Origin of the sequence: Marinicella marina, from assembly GCF_030065545.1 — a bacterium.
In the GTDB taxonomy this organism is placed as follows: Bacteria; Pseudomonadota; Gammaproteobacteria; order Xanthomonadales; family Marinicellaceae; genus Marinicella; species Marinicella marina.
Window position 1 is genome coordinate 34,618 of sequence record NZ_JASJNC010000009.1, and the last position, 23,303, is coordinate 57,920.

Below are 23,303 nucleotides of genomic sequence, written 5' to 3' on the forward strand. Positions count from 1 at the left end.
AAATGCGCTTCTTGTTCAGGGGTGAGGGCAAATACTTGATCCAATGGTTGGATTGTGAATGAGGTATCAAATAAATGGTCTTGAAAAATGTCCTTAGCAGCAATGTTATTATTGTGCTTCAACCGAGTGGGTGAGCCGCACGCAGATAACATAACCACTGTGGCGATGAGTGGCAAACAGGAATAGAGTATTGCCAAAACTTTATGCATAATATGATTATAAATTAAATTTAACGGTAACTGAAGTTTTTGTAATTTATTTATCAGGGTTGATAATTTTCAATGACGATTCGCTGATTTGGTCTTTGGCGTGCTCAATGCCACCAATTTTCTTATCTTTACCCAATGTATAGAGTTGGTAGCCACCTCTTTCTGGGTAGTTCTGGTAATGGTAATATTCTCCCCAGGGGTCAATGAGGTCTTTTACTTTGATATAAGGTCCCATCCACATGGGGTGATTTTCTACGTGTAAGTCCTTTAGACTGTCAGGGTAATTGTTTGAATCCAGTTTGTATTCTGCAAGCGATTGATCCAATCTCAGCAACTCAATTTTTGCGCTATTTTGTTTTGAGTGACTTTCATCAATGCCATCCGGAATGACGGACAATGTCATGATTATGAAAAAAACACCACTAAGAGAAAGGACTGTAATCAGACCAGTCAAAAGGAATTTAATAATCTGTTTTGAATTCAAGCCCATTGAAATTTTTACTGTGACAAGATGCTTGTATATGACTCAAACAACTTAAAATAGTTCGTTTTTTAAACTCAGTAGAAGGCTTAAAATCTGCTGTTGCTGATATTCAGGTCAATGCTGAAACAAGTTAATAATTGGTTAGTTATGGCAGATCACAACAACCCGTGTTGCAGACAAAATTCTTTCAATGATTGCAGCAGTACATCCACATCCACTTCAGGTGAAAGGGAAACCCTGACCACATAGTCTTTGTCAGCCTCCTTGGTGGTACCTTGGGTTGACGTGGCAGGGATGGTCCAATAACTGCCTTTGAGTTGACCATAACTGACACAATTTTTACAATCATCCGGGTGTCTGTTGATCATGAACTCAATCAGTTTTTTGTTCATCTGTTTTTGTAGGGCTTGTCGTTCTTCATTCGATTCGGCATGAACCGGCAAATCCAAAGAGAACACAGAAGGGGTGAAACCACGTCGGGCAATCTCATCAGTGACATAAAAGGTTTTTGAATTCGGCAGCATGAGTTTTACCTGATCGACCATTTCTCGGGTTTTTTCATATGCTTGTGCAATCCTTTCAGGCATTGATGGCATGGTTTCTGCCAAAATGTTCATCTGATTGTCATCAGCGACGTTATCCGACAGCAACAAATGTGATTCTATCAGCGGCATCAAAGCTGTGGCCGCTTGGTTGGCAGCACAGTAGCCAGCAATACAGCGCCCGCCACTGGGGAATTTTGAACCGCTGGAAAACGATATGGTCTTTACGCCGTCTAATTCGCTTTGTTGATGCAGTAACTTGACGTTGGGGCAGAAGGTTTGATCCACTATGAACACCGCCGGAATAGCCGTTTTCTCATCCGGTGTTTGACGCACTGTGGTCAACGTTTCACCCAGCAACAGCATATCGGGTACTTCGACCCGTGGATTGGTGGGAATTTCGGCCAACACCAAGGGCACGCCATCGATTTCTGCCACTTGTCTCAATATCCCTTCTAGGCTGGTGACCAAATCTGCACCACCATCAACCAACAAGTCCATGATTTCAACTTCTGGGATCAGCGCGGCGACACGTCGCGATTGATCATTGGTGCCGCCGTAACAGTTAGGCGGTAGAATGATGCGTATCGGTTTCTCCGGATATTCGGTTTTGGCATGTTCAATCAGGCCCATCAAAATGGCGTATTGAATTGAAAGGCCGCTTGATGCCACCAATGGCTGGCTTTGACTACCGGTGTTTTTATTGATGCATTGAGCCACGGTCAAGGCGGCTTTTTCACTCAACTTAATTGATTCGCTCTCGGCGCCAACCATGGTTTTTAACACGTGTAGACAGTGTTTGGGCGACATCGCAGTGGTCTCACGTCTTCTAACGTGTTGCACAGCATCTACTGTCGCTGAGTGGTTGCCCCCATGGATGATGACATAAGCACCATATGTTGGATTGATGTTGATGGTGGCATCGATGTGATCAGCGTGAGGCAAGGGCTGTTCGAATGGTTGCTGTGTGACAAATACTTGGGTGGTGTCGGGTATTGCGGGTACCTCTTCAAGGCGATTCACTTGGGTCAGTTGATACTGGTAACCGTATACTTGGTGTAACCGGGCCTCATCAAGCAGGGGTGCGTGTGCGCCATCATAGTAGATGTGGGTGGTTTGATTGGCCAATTTGTTGCTGCGCAATAAAGCCAACAGCGGCATGGTGGATGAGGCGAAGGAAATGACCTGATCAGGTGAAACTTGGTTGATGTCAGCCAAAACCCATTCAAGTACACTGGATAATTGGTGCCCCAAACGGATGTAATCATAGGCTGTAGGCAGTTGAGCCAGCGACTTGGTTGCTGTATCGCCACTGGCCAATAACGTCTGCATGCCCTCGAGGAATTCGGTTTTGGCTGCTGCCTCGTTGTAAATATCGAGTCGATGCGTGGTCAGCTCAATCCAATCTTGTGGTATGTTTTCTAGCAGTGTTTTCAATGATTCAAGCATGGCTGTATTGGCTTTCAATTGGTTCTCCTGTCACCGGTATTTACTTCATCGGTGACGTAAATTCTTTGTTCTGAAACGAGATTGATAAGTGGGGTCTTTTGGCCCTGGTTCAATCAGTTTTTGTGCATGGTACCCAGCCAGCTTTGATCGTTTAATAAATTTCATGGGATTCTATGAAAGCCTTAACTGCCTCATCAAGGTGACTGATCGTGTCAATCGGCTGGCTTTTTAGTTTGGCCCTCAACTCGGTCGATGAAACATCAATTTGCGGCAGGCCTTCAACCACATGTATCGCCGGGTTGATGGTTTTTAATTGTTGGATGAAACTGGCGTTGATGCCATGGCCAGGTCTTTGGTGAATCATTAAACCATTCTCTTTAACCAGCCGCTGCCACTGGTGCCATTTTCTGAACTTAGGCCAACGGCCAGAAAAATGATCGGCACTGAGTACGAACAATTTGTGCTTAACTTCAGTGGCATGCAGGGTGTCATAGCTGTAGCTTTTAACGCCATTTAAATCATAAAGTTGTTTTTCTATATCAGTCACATACACTGGTAATTTTAAGTTTTTTCTGATGCCTTCGGCGACCAATTCACACATTTCAAAGCGGGCCCTGAATGCGCTTTGTGGTTGGCTTTTACCAGCGATTAAGTTGGGTTGGTATGTGGGGATCAGCAGCAGTTGTTCAATCTGAATGCCGTTGTTCTTGGCGAACTCAAAACTGTTGAGTATTACTTGTTCGTGGCCTTTGTGGATTGGATCAGCTGTCAATCCAAACAACAAAGTGTGCATCGCCATACTCATTCAGCGTGGTGCACATAGCCGTTGGTGATGGGCATCCTGCGGTCTTTGCCAAAGGCCATTTGTGTGACCCGTGGACCGGGTGCGGCTTGTTGGCGTTTGTATTCGTTGCGATCAACCATTTTCAGTACCCTCACCACCAAAGCCATGTCTTGTTCGGTGGTTTTGGCTATTTGTTCCGCATCTTTGTGATCATGCAGGTACAACTCAAGGATGTGATCTAACACCTCATACTCGGGCAATGAGTCAGAGTCTTTCTGATCAGGTCTTAATTCCGCTGATGGTGGTTTGGTGATGGTATTCAATGGTATCACCGGCCCCGCAGGATCGATGCTGTTGCGGTATTCACACAAGGCATAAACTTGCAGTTTGAATAAGTCTTTGATGGGTGCAAACCCTCCAGCCATGTCACCATACAACGTGGTGTAACCCACGGCGGTCTCGCTTTTGTTGCTGGTGCACAAAAGGATGGCATTGCTGTTATTGGAAAAGGCCATCAATAACACCCCTCGAATACGTGCTTGGATATTTTCATCGGTTTGTCGATGGAAATAATCATCGTAGTGGGTGTTGAATAAAGGCTCTAAAAATTGGTGGAATTCATTGTGCATCGGCTTGATGGGTACCACATGACTGTGCATACCCAATGTATCTGCCAATAGTTGGGCATCCTCGACTGAATGGTTTGATGAATATTTAGAGGGCATCAAAACACCTGTGACATTTTCAGCACCGATGGCATCAGCGGCTACCACCGCAGTCAAAGCAGAGTCAATGCCACCTGATAATCCCAACACCGCTTTGGTGAAACCGTTTTTTTGAAAATAATCACGGGTACATGTCACCACTGCATCATACAACTCAGCCAATGGTGCTTCGGGTGTGGTGATGTGGGTATTGGGCTGACTGAAATTAAAACAGATGAAGGCTGCATCAAAAGAGGGCGCCAACACCTTTAATTCACCGGCAGCATCAATGGCACAGCTGGTGCCGTCAAAAATCAATTCGTCTTGACCTCCGACTAAATTACAATATACCAGTGGCGTGGCAAAGCGTTTGGCGCGCCGTTGCAACATGGCAACCCGTGAACTGATTTTATTCCTGGCATAGGGTGATGCAGAAATGTTAACCAATAAATCGACACCTTGCTGGGCCTGATGAACCACTGGTTCAGCTTCATACCAGATGTCTTCACAGATGGTGATGCCGATTTTAATCTGTTGATCATTGAGGGTTATTTCAGCAATGCCATCATGTTGTCCCGGTGTGAAATAACGTTTTTCATCAAAAACCAGATAATTGGGTAGCTTGTGCTTGTCATAAATCATTTTGATGTCGCCATCTTGAATCAAAGCCGCTGAGTTATAAAGTAATTCAGGTTCGTTGGGGTGATTGCGGGGGAAGCCAAGGACCACAGCAATGTCATCAGTGTGATCTGCTATTTTTTTTATGCTGTTGTGGCAATCATCTAAAAACTGTTGGTGTAACAACAAATCCTCAGGTGGGTAACCACAAACACTCAGCTCCGTGAATACCAATAATTCAACTTGTTCATTCTTGGCTTCTTGGATGGCATCCAGTATCAATCTTTGGTTGCCAACCAAATCACCAACTTTGATGTTCAATTGTGACAATGCGATTTTTACATTGGGTTTTTTCATAGTTTTATACCACCAATAAACTGTAATCCATGGCTTTGACAGAATGGGTCAAAGCACCAATTGAAACATAATCAACCCCGGTCAGAGATATCCCTTCAATGGTGTCTAAATTAACATTTCCTGAGGCTTCTAAATCAATTTTATCTGCAGTTATTTTGACTGCTTCAGCCATGGTTTCATTGTCCATGTTGTCTAACATGATGCGATCGACCGGACAATCTAAAGCCTCCTTAAGTTCGGTGAGGTTGGTGACCTCAACTTCAATGGGGCGTTGGTGGTTGTCATATTCCAGTAATTGATTCACAGCCTGAGTGATGCCGCCTGCAGCTTTGATGTGGTTCTCTTTCAGCATGGCCATGTCATACAAGCCATGGCGGTGATTGACCCCACCACCTAAAGTAACGGCCCACTTATCTAAAACCCTTAGATTAGGTGCAGTTTTTCTGGTGTCCAAAATCTTGCACTTGCCTTGTGCTTTTTGGACAAATTGATGGGTCAAAGTGGCGATGCCACTCATGCGTTGAAGTAAGTTCAGTGCCACCCGTTCTGCGCCCAACACGGATAAGACAGGCCCATTGATTTTGGCAATCACATCACGGTCAGCACACTGTTCACCGTCAGCAAACAACAATTCAACTTCAATGCTTGAATCAAACAGCAGGAAGGTTTCCTTGAATACTTCAATGCCTGCAACTGTGCCTGCTTGTTTGGCGATTAATTGAGCTGTACAAAGCTGCTCTGGTGGGAAAATGGCTTCACTGGTCAAGTCGCCAGACTGAATGTCTTCAAGCAAGGCACTGGCAATGATGGGACGATAATGGATTGGATTCATAAATACCTGAGGCATTTTCTCGCAGCATTTTCACAAGGCTGGTAAAATGGCCTGATTATTAAACAAGCCAACATTATCAATAACCCACCCATGAAGCACAAGAGCCCACAGCATAAATTCATGAAAAAGGCATTGGCCCAAGCCAAACATGGCCTGTTTTCAACCGGTGCCAACCCACGTGTGGGCTGTGTTTTGGTTAAAGATGGCCAGGTCATTGCTCAGGCTTATCACCAACAAGTGGGAGGGCCGCATGCCGAGGCATTGGCACTCAAACAAGCCGGTGATCAGGCCAAAGGTTGCACGGCTTATGTGACGCTGGAGCCATGCAGCCACGTCGGCAAAAACCCACCCTGTGCTGATGCTTTAATCGCTGCTGGTGTGAGTGAGGTGGTGGTTTGTAATGATGACCCTAACCCACTGGTGGCCGGCGCTGGTTACCGTAAGTTAATGGCGGCGGGTATTGCCGTGACTCGAGACGTTTTGATTGATGAAGGCACGGCATTGAATCAGGGTTTTTTGCATCGCATGCACACAGGCTTGCCTTGGGTGCGCACCAAGTCGGCGCAATCCATAGATGGACGCACGGCCATGGCCAGTGGTGAAAGTGTCTGGATTACAGGGCCACAAGCCAGGGCTGATGTGCAGTATTGGCGTGGCCGCAGTGGCGCCATCATCACGGGTATTGAAACCGTACTCAATGATGATTGTCGACTTAATTTCCGAGCTGATGATTTACCCAAAAAACAACAAAAATATGCACATAAATCAAGCATCAAACAACCTGTGCGGGTGGTGGTTGACAGCCAACTGAGAACACCTTTTGACGCCAAAATCTTGACCGATACCCAATCGGTACTCATAGTCACTGCAAACACAGATAAAGATCAGCACAAACCTTTTACCGATCGAGGCATTGACGTGCAATCGATGCCTGGAATTGATGGGCGGGTTGACTTGAAAGCGTTGGTCAGCTACTTGGGAAGGCAACAAATCAATGAAGTTTTGGTTGAGAGTGGGGCGCAATTATCAGGTGCTTTTGTGGCCGCAGGATTGGTCAATGAGCTGATCATTTACACGGCACCTGTGCTGATGGGATCAACCGGTCGTCCCTTGTTTGAATTAAACATTGAAGAAATGAACAATCGACACCATATAAAAGTCACTTCAATCAAAGCCGTTGGCAATGACTGGCGCATTCGTGGGCTGATCAATCAATAATTATGTTTACAGGAATCATACAAACCATAGGTCAAGTTACTGATAAAAAAGAAAAATCAGGCGACTTAAGCTTCAAGATTAAAACCAATTTTTCGCAGCCAGAACAGATTAAATTGGGTGACTCGATTGCCATGGATGGGGTGTGTCTGACGGTCACTGCCAAGGCTGATGATGAGGTCAATGTTGATGTGTCAGTTGAGACGGTCAATAAAACCACCGTTAATCAGTGGCAAACAGGCACCGCCTTAAACCTGGAACCAGCGATGACTTTGCAGGACCAGTTAGGTGGTCACATTGTATCCGGCCACGTCGATGCTGTGGGTCAATGTATCAGCAGAGAACCTTCTGCACGTTCAGAAATTTTTGAATTTGAAATCCCACACGATTTGATGAAGTTTGTGGTGGTCAAAGGCTCCATCACCATTAATGGTGTGAGTTTGACTGTCAATACCGTTGAAGACAACAGACTTTCGGTTAATCTGGTGCCACACACCATGCAACATACCAATTTGGGCGGTCTCACTGCAGGTGATGCAGTCAATATTGAAATTGACACCATTGCGCGGTATGTTGAGAAAATGCTGCAACCCCACTTATTAAATAAAACGGCTTAACTTGGAGCGCCCAATGAAAGTAGTAGAGCAACAATCTAATTTGGCATTGAACACAACGGAAGAATTGATCGCAGACATCAAGGCCGGGAAAATGGTCATTATGATGGATGACGAGGACCGAGAGAACGAAGGTGACTTGGTCATAGCAGCCAATGCGGTTACCCCAGAGGTGATTAATTTTATGGCCAAGTACGCACGCGGTCTGTTGTGCTTGACCTTGATGCCAGATCAATGTAAAAAATTAGAACTGCCTTTGATGGTTGATAACAACACCGCACAGTTGGCCACCAATTTCACGGTATCAATTGATGCTGCTGAAGGCATCACCACCGGTATATCAGCTTATGATCGTTATAAGACAGTGGTCGATGCGGTTCAAGTCAATGCCAAACCAGCTGACATTGTTGTACCTGGCCATATTTTTCCTTTGATGGCGCAGCAAGGTGGTGTGTTATCGCGTGCTGGCCACACAGAAGCGGGTTGTGACATCGCGATGTTAGCCGGGCGTACAGCAGCGGCAGTGATTGTTGAGATCATGAATGATGATGGCAGCATGGCCAGACGCGAAGATTTAATGGAGTTTGCCAAACAGCATGATTTGAAAATTGGTACCATTGCAGACTTGATTGAATACCGCATGATGAATGAAACCACCGTTTCTGTATCTGATGAATTCACCTATGACACGCAGTGGGGCACATTTGAGGTGAAAAAATTCATTGATCAGATCACTGAAACTGAGCATTTGGCCTTTTATATGGGTGATCTAGAACCAGAAACAGCTGTGCCTGTCAGGGTTCAATACGGTCATTTTTTCCGTGAATTACGTGGTTTAGATTCCAAAGACGGCTATTGGACTGCTCAGCGTGCGATGAAAACCATTGCTGAAAACGGCAGTGGTGTCATGGTTGTGCTGAATTCCAACGAGTCGGTGCCCATTGAGATTGATGAAGTGGGCGGCAAGAAAAGCAAAGAAAGTTATGCCTACCAAAATGTCGGTATTGGTTCCCAAATTCTGAAACAATTGGGTGTTGGTAAAATGTATTTGATGAGTCCTGAAATTCGCTTTCCAGCTTTGTCAGGTTTTGGTTTGGAAATCTCAAAATTCATATCTTACGAAGGATAATCGATGAAAATAGCTATCATAACCGCACCGTTTTACCGCCACATCAATGATGGCCTGTATCAAGGTGCTGTCAATTACCTCAACCGTGAAAACATCGAACACCAGCGTTTCGATGTGCCAGGTGCGCTGGAAGTTCCCTTGGCTTGTCAGTATTTGGTGCAAACCAATCACTTTGATGCAATCGTTGCTCTGGGTGCAGTGATTCGGGGTGAAACAGCTCATTTTGATCACGTTTGTGAACAAAGCTCACGTGGTATCATGAATGTTTCATTGCAACACAACATCCCCATAGGCAATGGCATCATCACTGTGGAAAATGAAAAACAAGCTTTGGCTAGAAGCAGTGTAGATGAATCCATGGGTAAAGAGAACAAAGGCAAGGAAGCCGCTCAAGCGGCAGTGGCATTGTTGCGCATGCGCAAAGAAATATTTCAATGAACAATAAACAAACGCAATTTATCACAAAAGCCAAACTGCCTACCAGTTACGGTGAGTTCGAAATTTATGTGTTTGAACATCAGGGCCAAGAACATTTGGTTTTGACTCAAGGTGAATTCACCACAGATGATGTGATTTTAACCCGGGTACACTCTGAATGTTTGACCGGTGACGGTTTATTCTCTTTGCGTTGTGACTGTGGTCCACAGTTGGCCTTTGCCATGGATCAAATCGCCAAAGCAGGTAAGGGCATGATTGTATATTTGCGTCAAGAAGGCCGAGGCATTGGACTGACTGAAAAAATCAAAGCCTATCACCTGCAGGACCAAGGGTTCGATACATTCGATGCCAATGTTCAGCTGGGCCACCTGCCAGATGGGCGCAACTACGACATGTTGGAGGCCGTATTTGAGCACATGGGTGTCAGCCAGATTAAACTCATGACTAACAATCCCGATAAAATCAGTGCGATAGAATCACAAGGCGTTAAAGTGGTCGATCGGATGCCGGTTAAAGTAGGGCATAACCCGCATAATCAAAACTACTTAAACACCAAAAGAGAGAAGTTTTTGCATTTGGACTGATCCTCATGACTGTCTTGTTTGTTTTAGCAGTATTCATGATTGATATGGTTGTTCATTACTACACCATACAGTGGTGGGGATGGCTGCAGACCTTTTGGGTGAACTTACTGGTCATCTTTATTGGGTGGCTGTTGTTTATGTGGCGAAAGCCCTCACTCAAATTTCAACGAGGCAAGGAACTACACAGTCAATATTCAAAAAAGAAAATAAAAAAATTGGATCATATCAGCAAGAATAACCCTGATAAACTCACTGCCCAAGACAAAGAATATATTTCCATTGGTACGAGTATGGCTCTGGCATCATTTGGCTTTGTGTTGGTGTTGTTCCCTGGCTTATTAAGTGGCTTCATTGGCATGGTACTTATGATTGTTGGCTTCATTGGTGCACAGGTATTGCCTCCGTCCGAATGATTTTTCTATTCTGAATCAGTTCTTCTTAACCACCCCATTTAAGTAGATTCAAATACTCTCGCCGTGTTTTGGGTCCGTATGTATTAAAATGCGGGTTGGGATCATTCAGGTAGTTTTGTTTGGCCGCAGTTAAAGCATCTTTGGCAATGAATCGATTCACTTCCTCGGCGCTGATTTGGTAGGGTTTGGTGGCGTTAAGGCCGAATATTTTGGCTTTGAGTTGTGGCATGATGGTTTGGTAGCCGTATTTTTCTTGGAATTCTTGTCCAATTTGAAAAGTTCTGAATGCTTGAATTTGATCTTGCGGTGAGCCATACCAGATGGAATCTGTGCCCCACAGCACATTATCTTCACCTACGTACTTGATGAGTTTTGCCATCACATGAGCGGCTTGATTGGGGTCTCGCATCAAGAAGCGCCAGGTACTTCCCAGTTCGGCGTAGACGTTGCTGTTTGGTTTGACCTGATGCTTTAACACCGAGTGAATCAATGAATCCACGCCTCGATTGGCATTGTCCGGCTGATAAGCCTGCTCCTGATAATTCATGTCATAGCCGGAATGGTAGATGATGAAGTTCATCTCAGGGTACAGTTTCGCTACTTGGCCCACATCATCAGACAAGCTGTGCTCAAATGACTGCTGCCCAAATGGTATGCCTTTGTGGATGCATATGTTTCTCACGCCTAACTTTTGGGCTTTTTCAATCATGGCCAAACCCACATCATCACTCAACCAATAACCGATGCCATCAGGTCCAAACTGGGTGTAGGTTTTAAAAGCGGCCACCTGCCATTCCTCTGCCAATGCGTCCATACCTTCCAAATCACCTGATTGGTTTGGGTTAACGCGTCCATGCAGTAACAGGCGATGGTTACCGTCCATTTGGTCAATAATGGCCCTGGTTGCAGCTGCTTCTTGAATGGTTAACGGTTCATTGTCGGCAGCAGAAGGCACAAAGGAGAGCACCATTAAATCAGTGTCAGAGTCCATAAAGACATCTTTGATGAATTCTTCGCTGCCCAGGCAATTGAGGTAATTGCGGTTGGATTGATTGGTGGCTAAATCACATTGTGCCTTTGGCATAAAGGCCAATGGTTTGGCGGTTTCAGGTAATTTTTTCAGCCAATCACCGTTGGGGTTAACAAAATGACCTTGCACATCAAAAATAAATTCATTGCCATCCACTTGGTACTTGGCCAATTGAGGGTCTTTGCTGGCATCGGCCGATAATTGGTAAAAGCCTCCGGTCATTCCGAATTTGGCAAAAGCTGAATTGAAAGCCAATAAAGTAGAAGCGACTCCACAGCTTGATTTGAGAAATTGTCGGCGGTTGCTGTTGGTGGCTTTGGCATCAGCAGCTGTGCTTTCTTTGGCTAAATCATTAGCGAGGCATTGTGGCGGCGCCAAGGGCACTGGGATGAACTCACCATTGCTGGTTGAATCGAGTTTAATCGGTAGTTTCAGGTGGTCTTCAGTGGCCATGGTCGTTCCTCGTCTTTTAACCCTTATTACTATATATCAAATGTCTTGATCTAGACCAGGGTATTAACAAGCATTAGTCCTGAACCATGACCAATGGCCTACGAATAATGCGGTATTTGGTGACCATTGGCCCATGCGATGAGGGTGTTTTACATGTTCAAATAATAATAGAACGCAAATAAGTGGATTTATTTCAACTTAATGATCAATGCAAAAATCACTTATATGCCAATAGTCATGAATGTTATTTATTTTGTAACTATCAGTTAATCGCTTCGTTCATTAGCCAAACAACAGTCGTCTTAAATGAGGAAAAAATTGTGAAAACTTTAGTCAAAATCATCGCGCCAATTTCAGTTTTAATCATCAGTTTTTATGTGGTACAAGCGCTGGCAGCCGCTAAACCAGAACCTGAGAAGAAAGAACCAACTCAGCGTTTGATATCTTTGTATGTGGATGAAGTTAAATCTGAGACCATCACACCAGGGATAAAAACCCAAGGCGAAGTTAAACCTAAAACTGAAATTGATTTAACAGCCAGGGTGTCTGGTGAAGTCATCAGTATCGCCGAATCATTTGCAGAGGGCGCCGAGTTTGCGCCCAACAGCACTTTGATAAAAATTGATGACACTGACTACAAAGTAGCAGTGATTAGGGCAGAGGCTCAAGTGGCTGCAGCTCAGGTGGTGCTGGAGAAAGAATTGGCCAATGCCAAAATGAAAAAAGACACCTGGTTACAGAAAAATGGTTCTGTAAAGCCAACTGACTTTGCTTTGAACAAACCACAAGTGCAAGATGCTCAAGCCCAATTGCGTGCAGCCAAAGCCAATTTGAAAGAAGCACGATTGAATGTAGCTCGAACCGAAATTACGGTACCATTCAAAGGCCGTGTGGTTGAAAAAATGGTGGGTATTGGTCAGTACATTGCAGCCGGTACGCAACTGGGCAAAGTGTTTGCCACTGATGTGGTAGAAGTGCGTTTGCCGTTGACTGATTTGCAGCTGACTGAATTGGATTTACCCATGGGTTATATGGCTGAGGCCGGTCAAGGTCCTGCAGTAGAATTCAGATCAAACATGGGTCGATCTCATCACAGCTGGCAAGGTCGTATTGTCAGAACCAATGCATCCGTTGATCAACAAACTCGTTTGATTTACGCCATAGCAGAAGTACAAGACCCTTACGGTAAAGGTGCGGATTTTGGTGTACCTATGGCCGTGGGCATGTTTGTTGAGGCGAATATCGCTGGCATTGAATCAAAACAAGCCATGGTCATACCTCGCGATGCTTTACGCAATGCGGACAAGGTCTATGTGGTGGATGCAGATAATAAATTGGACATCAGATCAGTAGAAGTGATGTCAACTTCAGCTGATCGCGTGTTGCTGTTAGGTGGTGTTGAAATTGGTGAGAAAGTGGCTGTTTCAACCATCCCCAATGCCGCTCAAGGCATGTTAGTTGAACCCATCAGCAAACAACCAACTCAATTAGTCAGTCAACTTTAAGTTTAAAACAACAAGAAGGAGGGTATTATGAATCGATTGATCGCCTGGTGGGCAAAAAATTCCGTAGCAGCCAATTTATTGATGCTGGGTATTTTCATCGCTGGTTTCATTGGCTTTAATTCACTTGAACGGGAAATGGATCCGCAGGTCAGGTTCCCTGGTTTAGAAATTTCAGTCTCATGGCCGGGTGCTTCGCCACAAGACGTGGAAGAGCAGTTGGTGGCAAGGATTGAAGAGTCTGTCAGCGATTTAGATGCCATAGAGTGGGTGCGTTCTACCTCCAGAGAGGGTTTTGGAGGGGTATATATCCTGGCAGAACAGCAGGTGGACTTCAATCAATTCATGAATGATGTCAAGATCAGAGTAGATGCGATATCAACCTTCCCAGGTGACATTGAACAGCCAGTGGTTAGACAATGGATCAATCGCGACGAATACATCCGGATTGCAGTGCATGGCGACATGACTGAACGTGAGTTGAAAAGGTTGGCTGAAAAATTGCGCCGTGAAGTGGCACAACTACCGGCCATTACAGTGGTACAGCTCTTCGGAACCCGCGAAGAAGAAATTTCGATTGAAGTGGGTGAGGAGGCCTTGAAACGTTATGGCCTCACATTTTCAGATGTGGCATCAGCCATCAGAAACTCTTCTATGAACCAGTCCTCTGGTACGGTCAGAACCCAAGTCGGTACTTACCAACTGAAAGTGCGCAGTCAAGCCGATACCGAAGCTGAATTTGCTGACATCATTATCAGGGAAACCGCCGATGGCGGCGTGATCAGAGTGGGCGATGTTGCCACGGTGATTGATGGTTTTGAAGACAATCCCATTTTAGCGACTTTGAATGGTGAGCCTGGTGTTTTGATTCAAGTCATGACCACAGAAGTGATGGATATCGTTAAGGCCTCTGACTCGGTCAGAAACTGGATTGCAGAACGCAAAGACACTTTACCTAATGGCGCCAAGCTGACCTTGTGGAATGATCAAGCAGAGGATTTCAAAGGACGCATGCAAACCATTGGTAGTTCGGCATTCATGGGGTTGATTCTGGTGTTGTTTGTGTTGATGCTGACGTTGCGCCCTAAAGTGGCGCTTTGGGTGGCTGTAGGTATCGCCACCGCCTATGCCGGCGCCTTTGTGTTTTTGCCAACCGTTGGCGTGTCACTGAATATGTTATCAACCTTTGCCTTCTTGTTGGTGCTGGGTATCGTGGTGGATGATGCCATCGTAGTCGGCGAGGGCATTCACAGTGAATCCAATCGATTGGGCGGTGGCGTCAAATCAGCCGTCTCTGGTGCCAGTCTGGTAGCCAAACCGGTTATATTTGGTGTACTGACCACCATCATGGCATTTATGCCTTGGTTGTTCCTCGGTGGTTCAACCAGTGAATTCACCCGCCACATCACCTGGGTGGTGATATTGGCTTTGGCTTTCTCATTGATCGAATCGTTGTTGATTTTGCCATCACATTTATCATCGATGAAACCACGCAAGGACCAAAACAGGTTTGGTCGAATGCAAAAAGCCATCTCTCACAGCATCATTAATTTTGCTCACAACCATTACCGGGGTATTGCCCAGTGGTCACTGAAAAACAGGTACTTAACCGCCAGTTTCTTTATTGGTATTTTGATTGTGGGCTTTGGTATGTTCAGCAACGGTCTGGTCAAGAAGAGTTTCATGCCAGATATTGAGTCAGATGAAATTATTGTTAATGTGGTTTTGCCAGAAGGTGCGCCTTACAGCAGGGCATTAGAAATATTGGCACAACTGCAAACGGCCGAAAAAGCCTTAGAAGATGAAATCAATGCCAAGACCGATGGCCAAGGTGGCTTGATTGAAAACTGGTATACCCGTTCAAGGCGTGACAGTGTCATTGCCATTGTTAAACTCACGCCACCTGAAGAGCGACCACTGGCGGTACAAAATATGTCAGCGAAAGATGCCTCGGTGCGTTTGCGTGAACTGATGGGTGATGTGCCTGATGCCAAAGAAGTGTCTGTCCAATACACCCAAGGCAACAATGATCCGGCTTATGAAGTTTCAATCAGACACCCTGATTTAGATGTATTGCGAGCAGCTACCAATGAATTAGAAGATCAATTGAGAACCTATGAAAATTTGTACGACGTCAGAAACAATTTAGAGGGCGCCTCAGAGGAAATCAGACTGACTTTGAAGCCCGGTGCGACTAAGTTAGGACTGACATTGGCTGAAGTCAACCGACAAGTCCGACAAGCTTATTTTGGCGAGGAAGTACAAAGGGTGCCTCGCAACGGTCAAGATGTCAGGGTCAAAGTGCGCTATCCAGTAGAGTCAAGACGTTCGATTGAGAGTTTGAATAACTTTTATGTCAGAACCATTGACGGTGCTGAAGTGCCTTTGCTGGCTGTGGCTGATTTAGAGTATGCTCCCGGTATCAAAAGCATTCAACGTTGGAATGGTAACCGAGCAGCACGCATAAGTGCTGATTTGAAAGATGATGTGCGAGAGGATATCAACAAAGATCTGGATGAAAATTTTTACCCAGCATGGGAAGCCAAATATCCTGGTATCATCCGTGGTTACGTCGGTCAAGCTGAGGGTCAAGCAAGGTTTGTCAAAGAAGTGATGGGCTTGTATGCCATCGCATTTTTTGCCATGTATTCTTTATTGGCTGTGGCTTTCAAGAGTTATTCTCAACCCATATTGATTTTGATTGCCATTCCTTTTGCCTTTGTTGGCGCGGTGGTAGGACATGCGACTATGGACATGACCATGGCCATATTCTCCTACTTTGGCATCGCTGCAGCGGCCGGGGTGGTGGTGAATGACAATTTGGTCTTGATGGATTACTGTAATCGACTGCGTGACCAAGGTATGGCTGCCAAGGAAGCCATTGTGGAGGCCGGCGTGGCCAGGTTCAGACCGATTCTGTTGACCTCAGTGACCACCATTGTTGGCTTGATTCCGATGATGATGGAGCGTTCAATTCAGGCGGCATTCTTACAGCCTATCGTGGTGTCGTTGGCCTTCGGTGTATTCATGGCCTTCTTTGTGACTTTGCTGATGGTGCCATCGTTGTATGGTATTGGCATAGACATCAAGTCAGGCGCCAAGCGTCTGTTCAGAAGAAAAGCAAAAAAGGTAAGCTCAGAAGAGCCGTATGATGACCCAAGCGTAACCACAGTTAACTGAGTCCAGTAAATTACAACAAATTAAAAAGCCGCACATTCAAGCGGCTTTTTTATCTTTAGGACTCATGTAGGTAATTTATTTTAGATTGCTGTTTGAATGACTTCTTACCGCCATAAAATAGAGCGCTGTTCCAACAACGAAAATTATTCCGAGCATTTTAAAGGCTTCTGCACTGGCTTGACTGGCCACCCATATGGTTGATAGTGCTGCGATGGCAGCAACTGGCAGGTGCCATGTGCTGGCGGTTGCATTATTTTTGTGGTTCAGAACCGGCAATGCCAAAGCCGAAAGTAGATACATCACCAAACGGGACAGGGTGCTGGCAACAGCCAACGTGGCAAAACCAGCCCATAAACTAAAAATAACTGCAAAGCCACCATAAAAAAGAATGGAGGCATCGGGAGTTTTGAATTTTTTAGAAACATGAGCAAATATTTTGGGTAAATCACCCCGTTCAGCCATGCCAAAAGTCATTCTGGGGATAACAATACCACCGGATAATGTGTTGGCACCAATCGAAAAAGCCGCAGCCAGTGAAATGATGATGACGCCAGCTTGGCCAGCCAGTTCATTGGCTGCTGCTGCCAATGCACTGGTGTCACCTGTCACTGTTGGATTGATGGCCAAATAAGTCCATATGACCAACATGTAGAACAAAGCAACCGCAGCCAAGGTGGTGATCAAAGCAAGTGGGATGTTCCTTTGGGGGTTGCGCAATTCACCCGCTGCAAAAGTACCGTTTTCAAAGGCCATGAAGGCGTAAAAAGTCAATAAAACCACACTTTCAAATTGGCTGAATTGAGGCAGGCTGAAGCCAACCATTGGATCATAAGTAAAAAGCCCCAACACAATAAAAAACAGCAGTGGAGTGAGTTTAATCACAGTCATGACACCTAACGTGCGAACTGAACCGCGCATACCAATTAAGTTGATACCTGTGGTGAAAATAATGAAACCAACCACAGTCAGCGAGCGCAGTGTGGGGTTTTCTAAAACGGGGAACAAGGCCGCTAAATAAGCCACGGCAACATGGGTGTTGGCGGCAATCGCCACCACGCCAGAGGCATAGCGCATCCAACCGGATTGGAAACCAGCGAATGAACCAAAGGCTTCATGGGCATAGAGTACGGGACCACCATGACTGTCATACCGTGTTGATAAAGCAGCAAAAACCAAAACCAGCGGCAGCATGATTAATGCGCCAACCAGCATCATCCATGGTGCAAAATTACCCACAGCTGCTACCATGATGGCTGGTAAAGCGAAAATGCCAGAGCCAATCATGCCATTAACAGGTAATAATGCGGCGCCCCAAAATCCAACGGTTCGTGGTAGCTTTTCTGATTCGCTCATGTTTTCACCTCTGTTTTTTTTCTCGAATAATCGCAACAACCTATGATGTACTATTTACTGACTCAGTGCAAACGCGATTGTTATTCAAAATTTGTTTAAACCTTAACTTCAGAAGGAAATTAATCTGTGTCCAACAAATTTCACACAAAAAAAAGCCGCTCAGAAGCGGCTTTTCAATAAACGCTTGTGGATGGGTTATTTCAAATTACCAGCCACATAGTCCCAATTAACTATGTTCCAGAAATTTTTCAGGTAGCCGCCCCGGTCATTGCGGGTGTCGACGTAATAGGCGTGTTCCCATACATCACAAGTCAACAAAGGATGTTTGCCGTCGGTGATTGGGTTGCCAGCGTTTGAGGTGCTGACCACTTCTAAGTCACCAGCTTCATTTTGTACCAACCAAGCCCAGCCAGATCCAAATGTTGTCATGGCTGTTTGGTTGAATTTCTCAACAAATGCATCAAAGCTGCCAAAGGTTGCATTGATTTTTTCAGCTAAATCACCACTTGGTTGACCCCCGCCGTCAGGTGAAAAGCCATTAAAGTAAAAAGTGTGATTCCAGATTTGTGCTGCGTTGTTGAACACACCACCATCTGATTTCTTGATGATGTCTTCCAACGAAAGACCTTCAAACTCAGTATCTTTGATCATGCCATTGAGGTTATTGACATAAGCATTGTGGTGCTTGCCATGATGGTATTCCAGCGTTTCAGCAGAGATATGTGGTTCTAAAGCATTTTTTTCGTAAGGTAATTCTGGTAGTTCAAATGACATATAATAGCCTCTTTATAATATTAATTATTGATGTTCGAGTCCGATATGAGGATGTTGGGAGATAAATAAAGTCCCAATTTCAAGATTACACGTAACCTCCTAGATCGCGCTCATTTATATAATGCATCTTAGGGGAATTGGTGTGAAGAAAGTGTCTGATATACTGGGTTTTTGGTTTAACGAAATTGAGCCCAAACAATGGTGGGTGAAAGATCCTGAGTTTGATGCAGTGATCCAACAACGATTCCTTGAAACATACCATGCCGCTACCAAAGGAGAACTCTACCAATGGCGCACAACTGCCACAGGCAGGTTGGCAGAAATCATTGTTTTGGACCAGTTTTCCCGCAATATGTTCAGGGACCAAGCAGCAGCATTTGCGCATGACTATGTGGCAGTGGCTTTGACCCAAGCTGCGATAGACGTTGGGGCTGATAAAGAATTACTGCACAAGCCGCAGCAATTGGCTTTTATGTACATGCCATTGATGCACAGTGAATCACCTGTCATTCACCAACAAGCGGTTCATTGCTTTTCCCAGCCTGGCTTGGAAAATAACCTTGAATTTGAATTCAAGCATAAGGCAATCATTGACAAATTTGGTCGCTATCCACACCGCAATGAGATTTTGGGTCGGCAGTCGAGTGAAGCAGAAATTGAGTTTTTACAACAACCAGGCTCCAGTTTCTGATTGTTGGGCTTGGTTAATATTATAAAATAACAATAAATATCAATTATTTGAACGTTTATTTTAAAAATTAATTCTAGTCTGCTCGCATCGTTTTTAGATGTGTCAAACAGTCGCTCTGAACAGAACAAACCATCTACCTATTCAATCTTCACTTATTTCCGCGTATAATCGCTGCTCATTTTTTACTCATCATCACTATGACTGAATTTCGAATTGAAAAAGACAGCATGGGCGAACTGAAAGTGCCTGTGGATGCGTTGTATGGCGCACAAACGCAAAGAGCCATCAATAATTTCCCCATCAGCGGACTTACCATGCCGCGTGAATTCATCAAAGCGCTGGGCTTGATAAAAGCGGCTGCAGCAGCGGCCAATCAAACATTGGGTCATATGGATGATGCCGTTTGTCAGGCTGTCACAGTCGCAGCCAAGCGGGTTCAATCAGGTGAGGTTGATAGCCACTTCCCCATTGATGTTTTTCAAACCGGTTCAGGTACCAGTTCAAACATGAATTGCAATGAAGTGATTTCGCACCTGGCGAGCACTGAAGACTTATTCATTCACCCCAATGATCACGTTAATATGGGTCAAAGTTCTAACGATGTGATTCCAACAGCAATTGCGGTCAGTTGTGTTTTGAATGTCACCCATGCATTGATTCCTGCTTTGAGTGATTTTGTTTCGGTATGCAGAACCAAGGCTGATGAACTGGCCGGTGTGGTCAAAACTGGCCGCACGCATTTGATGGATGCCATGCCGGTGACTTTTGGGCAAGAGCTCAACACCTGGGCCAGCATTGTCGAAACCAACACCGAAAGACTTCAAGACACTTTAATTAGAGTGGCTCAATTGCCACAAGGCGGTACAGCAGTAGGTACAGGTATCAATGCCGATGCAAAATTTGGTCAACTTTTTGCTGAAAAATTAACCGCTGCTACCGGTGTTGAATTCACTTCTATGGCAAATAAATTTGATGGCATCAGTGCTCAAGATAACATTGTAGAGTTATCTGGACAGCTTAAAGTCATCGCATCGACCATGATGAAAGTCGCCAATGATTTGCGTTGGATGAATTCGGGTCCTTTGGCTGGTATCGGTGAGATTGAGCTACCATCGTTACAACCGGGCAGCAGTATCATGCCAGGCAAAGTCAATCCAGTTATTCCTGAGGCCATGGCCATGGTTTGTGCACAAGTTATTGGTAACGATACTACCGTTACAGTGGCAGGTCAGTCCGGTAATTTTCAGCTTAACGTTATGTTACCGGTTATTGCTTATAATGTATTGCAGAGCATACACATATTGAGTACTGCCAGCGAGCAATTGGCTCACCAAGCCATCAAAGAGTTCAAAGTCAATCATGAAGCAGTATCTGAAAATGTGGGTAAAAACCCCATATTAGTGACCGCTTTGAATGCGGTCATTGGTTATGATTTGGGTGCTAAGATTGCCAAACAAGCCTACAAGGAAAAGCGTTCGGTTTTGGACGTCACCTTGGAAAACACAGATTTAACAGAACAAGAGATCAAGGAAATCTTAGATCCAATTAAACTTACCACAGGGGGTATTGAGGAAAAATGATGAATAAATTAATGACAGTGATAGCGACAAGCTTGATGATGATGACACAATTGTCTTTGGCGGCAGAATTACCCTCATGGGGGTTGACTGAAAGCCAATACAAACTGCCAAATTTCAATAAAAGAATGGGTGAAATAGGCAAGCAAGCCTATGATAATAATTGGCAATTAAGGGTGACTGCACCAGCTGATTGGCACGGGAGCATCAGAAATGCTTTGACCAATATTGGCGAAAGAGATGTGCAGATGTCTTTTAAAGATTCTGTTTACCAAAGTATTTCAATCACCGCAGCGCCGGGCGCAAAGATCGCAAAAATCTCTCCATCATCTACCAGTAATACCACGGTGCAAAAACAAGTGGTGATAGACAAACCACAAATTGATACAGCTGTTGAAGCGCCTGATTTTGGCGAGACAGCCTTTGCAAGCAACACCGAAGACTTACTCGACAATCTGCCAGAGATTGATTTAGGTGTACCTACCAGCACGCCTGCAACACCTGCAGTACAAAAACCAGTTGCACAAAAACCAGTTGCACAAAAACCAATTGCACAAAAACCAGTTGCACAAAAACCAGTTGCACAAAAACCAGTTGCACAAAAACCAACACCTGTTGCGGCTGTTCCAACATCAGCATCGGCTTTGTTGTCTGAAAATAGAGAATTTTTGCGAAAAAGACATGCCAGAGCTAAACGCGTTGAAAAAGAACTGAGTTATGCCAGTATCAACTCAAAAGATGAGTTGTTCATTAGAGATTCAGTGGTATTGATTAAAAGGTTTGTTAATCAAGGTGTGGTGTTGTACTTTTGGATGAAAGAGTCTTATGATCCTGCGGTTCACAAATTGGTTGAAATGGGCAGTGGTAAATTTAAGAAAGACGCTGATGCAGTCTCTGGCGACCAACCTGAGAGCAAACCTGTAGTTGAAGTCAAGCAAGCTATTGACCCCACCAACTTGAATTTTGTTGCCGTGGATACCATGGTTGAGGATCAAGATGAATTGAGACGTGAATACATCAGAAACAAACGTGTTGATTACACCATCTCGGCCAATCAATTGAAAAAAGGGGATATGCTTTATATTCAAAATCAAACGGTTCTGGTCGAGCGGAAATTGTCTCAAGCACAAAGCGCTTATTATTGGTTGGTTGGTGATACCACCATCACTCAAGAGCTTGAAACCAAAGGCGACAACTCTTTTGAAATCAAGTGAGTTGAACTAACTGACCAATCAATAACATGGTCTATCGTTACTCACACATCAAGCTAATTAGACTGGCTGGGCTCATTATATGGCTCAGCCTTTCTATTTTATTGTTCATTGAATTCACTGATTTCACCCCAAATTTCAATGCCTACCTGATCTCTCACATTTTATTTGGTTTGGTGTTCTGGTTTGTTACCAATAACATTGGCCAAATGAGCTTCAAGCTCAAAGCGTGGCTGTCTGTGGTAATTTTAACCATGTTGGTTTTGGTGATTAACCACATCACGGACAGCGCGGCAGGGATATTCTATGCTTTGATTATTTCGGTTTTGCTGGCTTGGTTATTTCCTGTCAAACAGAGCCTTTTGCTGTTGTTTGTCTGTAATTTATTGATTGGGTTACAGTTCAGTTATATTGGCAGCGATTTGGATAACCGCGCACAGTATTTTGTGTTGTTCTTCATTTATCTTGGGGTTTCGGTATTTTCTTACATCATTTCTCTGGTGGCATTCAAACAGCAAAATGCCAAGGAGGAGCTGCGTATGTTGAATACCGAATTAAAAGCGACACAAGTGCTGTTGGCTGACAGTTCAAGAATCAACGAGCGTTTGCGGATTTCACGTGAGCTGCATGATTTAATCGGACACCATTTAACCGCGCTGACTTTGAATCTAGAGGCGGCCACTCACATGACTGAGGGTAAACCACAGAGTTATGTGAAAAAGGCGCATTCAATAGCCAGGCTGCTGTTGTCTGATGTGCGAGAAGTAGTTGGTAGTTTCCGCCAATCAGGTACCTTGGATTTGGGTTTAGCCATCAGGGAATTGCTGTCTGGCTTACCCCGGTTGAAAGTGACTCAAGAAATACCTGATGAATTTTTGGTCGAAGATCCAAAACTAGCACAAACCATCCTGCGATGCGCACAAGAATTAATCACCAATACCATGAAACATGCCCAGGCCACACATTTATTGGTCAAATTGGAGCGCACCGACGAGTTTATGGTTTTAATGGTCCAAGATAACGGTGTGGGTCTGGGTAATTCCAAAATGGGTAATGGCATGACAGGGATGGCTGAACGTGTTAAATTATTGAACGGTGAATGTGATTACGTTTCACAAAATGGCTTAAAATGCACCCTAACATTTCCAATTGGATAAACT

The 23,303-nt window shown here is 44.7% G+C and carries 20 protein-coding genes; 12 read left to right on the plus strand and 8 right to left on the minus strand.

Annotation, left to right across the window (positions count from 1 at the left end; translation table 11 throughout):
- Positions 1-255: 255 nt before the first annotated feature.
- From QNI24_RS13540 to nadC, 5 genes are all read right to left on the minus strand, one after another.
- Positions 256-612, minus strand: coding sequence for a type II secretion system protein GspG (locus QNI24_RS13540; protein ID WP_267177379.1), 357 nt, complete (start codon positions 610-612; stop codon positions 256-258).
- 236 nt (positions 613-848) lie between these two features.
- Positions 849-2,702: a PLP-dependent aminotransferase family protein gene (locus QNI24_RS13545; protein WP_267177378.1), complete on the minus strand. Its 1,854-nt coding sequence runs from the start codon at positions 2,700-2,702 to the stop codon at positions 849-851.
- Positions 2,703-2,835: 133 nt separating this feature from the next.
- The gene (locus tag QNI24_RS13550; protein ID WP_267177377.1) at positions 2,836-3,477 is read right to left on the minus strand and encodes a nicotinate-nicotinamide nucleotide adenylyltransferase; all 642 of its coding nucleotides are present in this window, start codon (positions 3,475-3,477) and stop codon (positions 2,836-2,838) included.
- A gap of 8 nt (positions 3,478-3,485) precedes the next feature.
- The gene (locus QNI24_RS13555; RefSeq protein ID WP_267177376.1) at positions 3,486-5,147 is read right to left on the minus strand and encodes an NAD+ synthase; all 1,662 of its coding nucleotides are present in this window, start codon (positions 5,145-5,147) and stop codon (positions 3,486-3,488) included.
- Between the two features lie 4 nt (positions 5,148-5,151).
- Positions 5,152-5,979 carry a carboxylating nicotinate-nucleotide diphosphorylase gene (gene nadC / locus QNI24_RS13560; RefSeq protein ID WP_267177375.1) on the minus strand — a complete coding sequence of 276 codons (828 nt, stop codon included), beginning with the start codon at positions 5,977-5,979 and terminating at the stop codon, positions 5,152-5,154.
- A 120-nt stretch (positions 5,980-6,099) separates the two neighbouring features.
- Between nadC and ribD the strand changes: the two genes are divergently transcribed.
- From ribD to QNI24_RS13590, 6 genes are read left to right on the plus strand one after another with little or no spacing between them, the layout of a single operon-like run.
- Positions 6,100-7,197, plus strand: coding sequence for a bifunctional diaminohydroxyphosphoribosylaminopyrimidine deaminase/5-amino-6-(5-phosphoribosylamino)uracil reductase RibD (ribD, locus tag QNI24_RS13565; protein WP_267177374.1), 1,098 nt, complete (start codon positions 6,100-6,102; stop codon positions 7,195-7,197).
- Between the two features lie 2 nt (positions 7,198-7,199).
- Positions 7,200-7,811 (plus strand): riboflavin synthase, encoded by a 612-nt coding sequence (locus tag QNI24_RS13570; RefSeq protein WP_267177373.1) that lies wholly within the window; start codon positions 7,200-7,202, stop codon positions 7,809-7,811.
- A 13-nt stretch (positions 7,812-7,824) separates the two neighbouring features.
- Complete coding sequence (ribB, locus tag QNI24_RS13575) at positions 7,825-8,937, plus strand: 3,4-dihydroxy-2-butanone-4-phosphate synthase (RefSeq protein ID WP_323373326.1); 1,113 nt, start codon at positions 7,825-7,827, stop codon at positions 8,935-8,937.
- Between the two features lie 3 nt (positions 8,938-8,940).
- Positions 8,941-9,375: a 6,7-dimethyl-8-ribityllumazine synthase gene (ribH, locus tag QNI24_RS13580; RefSeq protein ID WP_267177372.1), complete on the plus strand. Its 435-nt coding sequence runs from the start codon at positions 8,941-8,943 to the stop codon at positions 9,373-9,375.
- Positions 9,372-9,959 carry a GTP cyclohydrolase II gene (gene ribA, locus QNI24_RS13585; protein WP_267177371.1) on the plus strand — a complete coding sequence of 196 codons (588 nt, stop codon included), beginning with the start codon at positions 9,372-9,374 and terminating at the stop codon, positions 9,957-9,959. The genes ribH and ribA overlap by 4 nt, the downstream gene beginning before the upstream one ends.
- A gap of 5 nt (positions 9,960-9,964) precedes the next feature.
- Complete coding sequence (locus tag QNI24_RS13590; RefSeq protein WP_267177370.1) at positions 9,965-10,372, plus strand: hypothetical protein; 408 nt, start codon at positions 9,965-9,967, stop codon at positions 10,370-10,372.
- A 25-nt stretch (positions 10,373-10,397) separates the two neighbouring features.
- On the opposite strand, the gene QNI24_RS13595 is transcribed toward QNI24_RS13590, so the two are convergent.
- Entirely contained in the window at positions 10,398-11,855 is a 1,458-nt protein-coding gene (locus QNI24_RS13595; protein ID WP_267177369.1) for an amidohydrolase family protein, read from the minus strand.
- A gap of 320 nt (positions 11,856-12,175) precedes the next feature.
- Here QNI24_RS13595 and QNI24_RS13600 point away from each other — a divergent pair, with 320 nt between their 5' ends.
- Both QNI24_RS13600 and QNI24_RS13605 read left to right on the plus strand, forming a co-directional pair.
- Entirely contained in the window at positions 12,176-13,360 is a 1,185-nt protein-coding gene (locus tag QNI24_RS13600) for an efflux RND transporter periplasmic adaptor subunit (RefSeq protein WP_267177368.1), read from the plus strand.
- 27 nt (positions 13,361-13,387) lie between these two features.
- On the plus strand, positions 13,388-16,537 hold the full coding sequence (locus QNI24_RS13605) for an efflux RND transporter permease subunit (protein WP_267177367.1): 3,150 nt from the start codon (positions 13,388-13,390) through the stop codon (positions 16,535-16,537).
- A 75-nt stretch (positions 16,538-16,612) separates the two neighbouring features.
- On the opposite strand, the gene QNI24_RS13610 is transcribed toward QNI24_RS13605, so the two are convergent.
- Together QNI24_RS13610 and QNI24_RS13615 are read right to left on the minus strand one after the other, a co-directional pair.
- The gene (locus tag QNI24_RS13610; RefSeq protein ID WP_267177366.1) at positions 16,613-17,890 is read right to left on the minus strand and encodes an APC family permease; all 1,278 of its coding nucleotides are present in this window, start codon (positions 17,888-17,890) and stop codon (positions 16,613-16,615) included.
- A 195-nt stretch (positions 17,891-18,085) separates the two neighbouring features.
- The gene (locus tag QNI24_RS13615) at positions 18,086-18,664 is read right to left on the minus strand and encodes a superoxide dismutase (RefSeq protein WP_267177365.1); all 579 of its coding nucleotides are present in this window, start codon (positions 18,662-18,664) and stop codon (positions 18,086-18,088) included.
- Between the two features lie 142 nt (positions 18,665-18,806).
- Here QNI24_RS13615 and QNI24_RS13620 point away from each other — a divergent pair, with 142 nt between their 5' ends.
- From QNI24_RS13620 to QNI24_RS13635, 4 genes are all read left to right on the plus strand, one after another.
- Positions 18,807-19,355: a DUF924 family protein gene (locus tag QNI24_RS13620; protein WP_488192488.1), complete on the plus strand. Its 549-nt coding sequence runs from the start codon at positions 18,807-18,809 to the stop codon at positions 19,353-19,355.
- 197 nt (positions 19,356-19,552) lie between these two features.
- Complete coding sequence (locus QNI24_RS13625) at positions 19,553-20,935, plus strand: class II fumarate hydratase (protein ID WP_267177363.1); 1,383 nt, start codon at positions 19,553-19,555, stop codon at positions 20,933-20,935.
- Positions 20,935-22,146 (plus strand): hypothetical protein, encoded by a 1,212-nt coding sequence (locus QNI24_RS13630; RefSeq protein WP_283708744.1) that lies wholly within the window; start codon positions 20,935-20,937, stop codon positions 22,144-22,146. The genes QNI24_RS13625 and QNI24_RS13630 overlap by 1 nt, the downstream gene beginning before the upstream one ends.
- A gap of 26 nt (positions 22,147-22,172) precedes the next feature.
- Positions 22,173-23,300 carry a sensor histidine kinase gene (locus tag QNI24_RS13635; RefSeq protein WP_267177361.1) on the plus strand — a complete coding sequence of 376 codons (1,128 nt, stop codon included), beginning with the start codon at positions 22,173-22,175 and terminating at the stop codon, positions 23,298-23,300.
- Positions 23,301-23,303: the final 3 nt, after the last annotated feature.

Coding starts and splice junctions, on each gene's coding strand:
- QNI24_RS13595 (WP_267177369.1), bottom strand. CDS start 11,855: ATGGCCACTGAAGACCACCTGAAACTACCGATTAAACTCGATTCAACC.
- QNI24_RS13625 (WP_267177363.1), top strand. CDS start 19,553: ATGACTGAATTTCGAATTGAAAAAGACAGCATGGGCGAACTGAAAGTG.
- QNI24_RS13610 (WP_267177366.1), bottom strand. CDS start 17,890: ATGAGCGAATCAGAAAAGCTACCACGAACCGTTGGATTTTGGGGCGCC.
- ribA (WP_267177371.1), top strand. CDS start 9,372: ATGAACAATAAACAAACGCAATTTATCACAAAAGCCAAACTGCCTACC.
- QNI24_RS13540 (WP_267177379.1), bottom strand. CDS start 612: ATGACATTGTCCGTCATTCCGGATGGCATTGATGAAAGTCACTCAAAA.
- QNI24_RS13570 (WP_267177373.1), top strand. CDS start 7,200: ATGTTTACAGGAATCATACAAACCATAGGTCAAGTTACTGATAAAAAA.
- nadC (WP_267177375.1), bottom strand. CDS start 5,979: ATGAATCCAATCCATTATCGTCCCATCATTGCCAGTGCCTTGCTTGAA.
- QNI24_RS13615 (WP_267177365.1), bottom strand. CDS start 18,664: ATGTCATTTGAACTACCAGAATTACCTTACGAAAAAAATGCTTTAGAA.
- ribH (WP_267177372.1), top strand. CDS start 8,941: ATGAAAATAGCTATCATAACCGCACCGTTTTACCGCCACATCAATGAT.
- QNI24_RS13605 (WP_267177367.1), top strand. CDS start 13,388: ATGAATCGATTGATCGCCTGGTGGGCAAAAAATTCCGTAGCAGCCAAT.
- QNI24_RS13550 (WP_267177377.1), bottom strand. CDS start 3,477: ATGCACACTTTGTTGTTTGGATTGACAGCTGATCCAATCCACAAAGGC.
- QNI24_RS13590 (WP_267177370.1), top strand. CDS start 9,965: ATGACTGTCTTGTTTGTTTTAGCAGTATTCATGATTGATATGGTTGTT.
- QNI24_RS13555 (WP_267177376.1), bottom strand. CDS start 5,147: ATGAAAAAACCCAATGTAAAAATCGCATTGTCACAATTGAACATCAAA.
- ribB (WP_323373326.1), top strand. CDS start 7,825: ATGAAAGTAGTAGAGCAACAATCTAATTTGGCATTGAACACAACGGAA.
- ribD (WP_267177374.1), top strand. CDS start 6,100: ATGAAAAAGGCATTGGCCCAAGCCAAACATGGCCTGTTTTCAACCGGT.
- QNI24_RS13635 (WP_267177361.1), top strand. CDS start 22,173: ATGGTCTATCGTTACTCACACATCAAGCTAATTAGACTGGCTGGGCTC.
- QNI24_RS13630 (WP_283708744.1), top strand. CDS start 20,935: ATGAATAAATTAATGACAGTGATAGCGACAAGCTTGATGATGATGACA.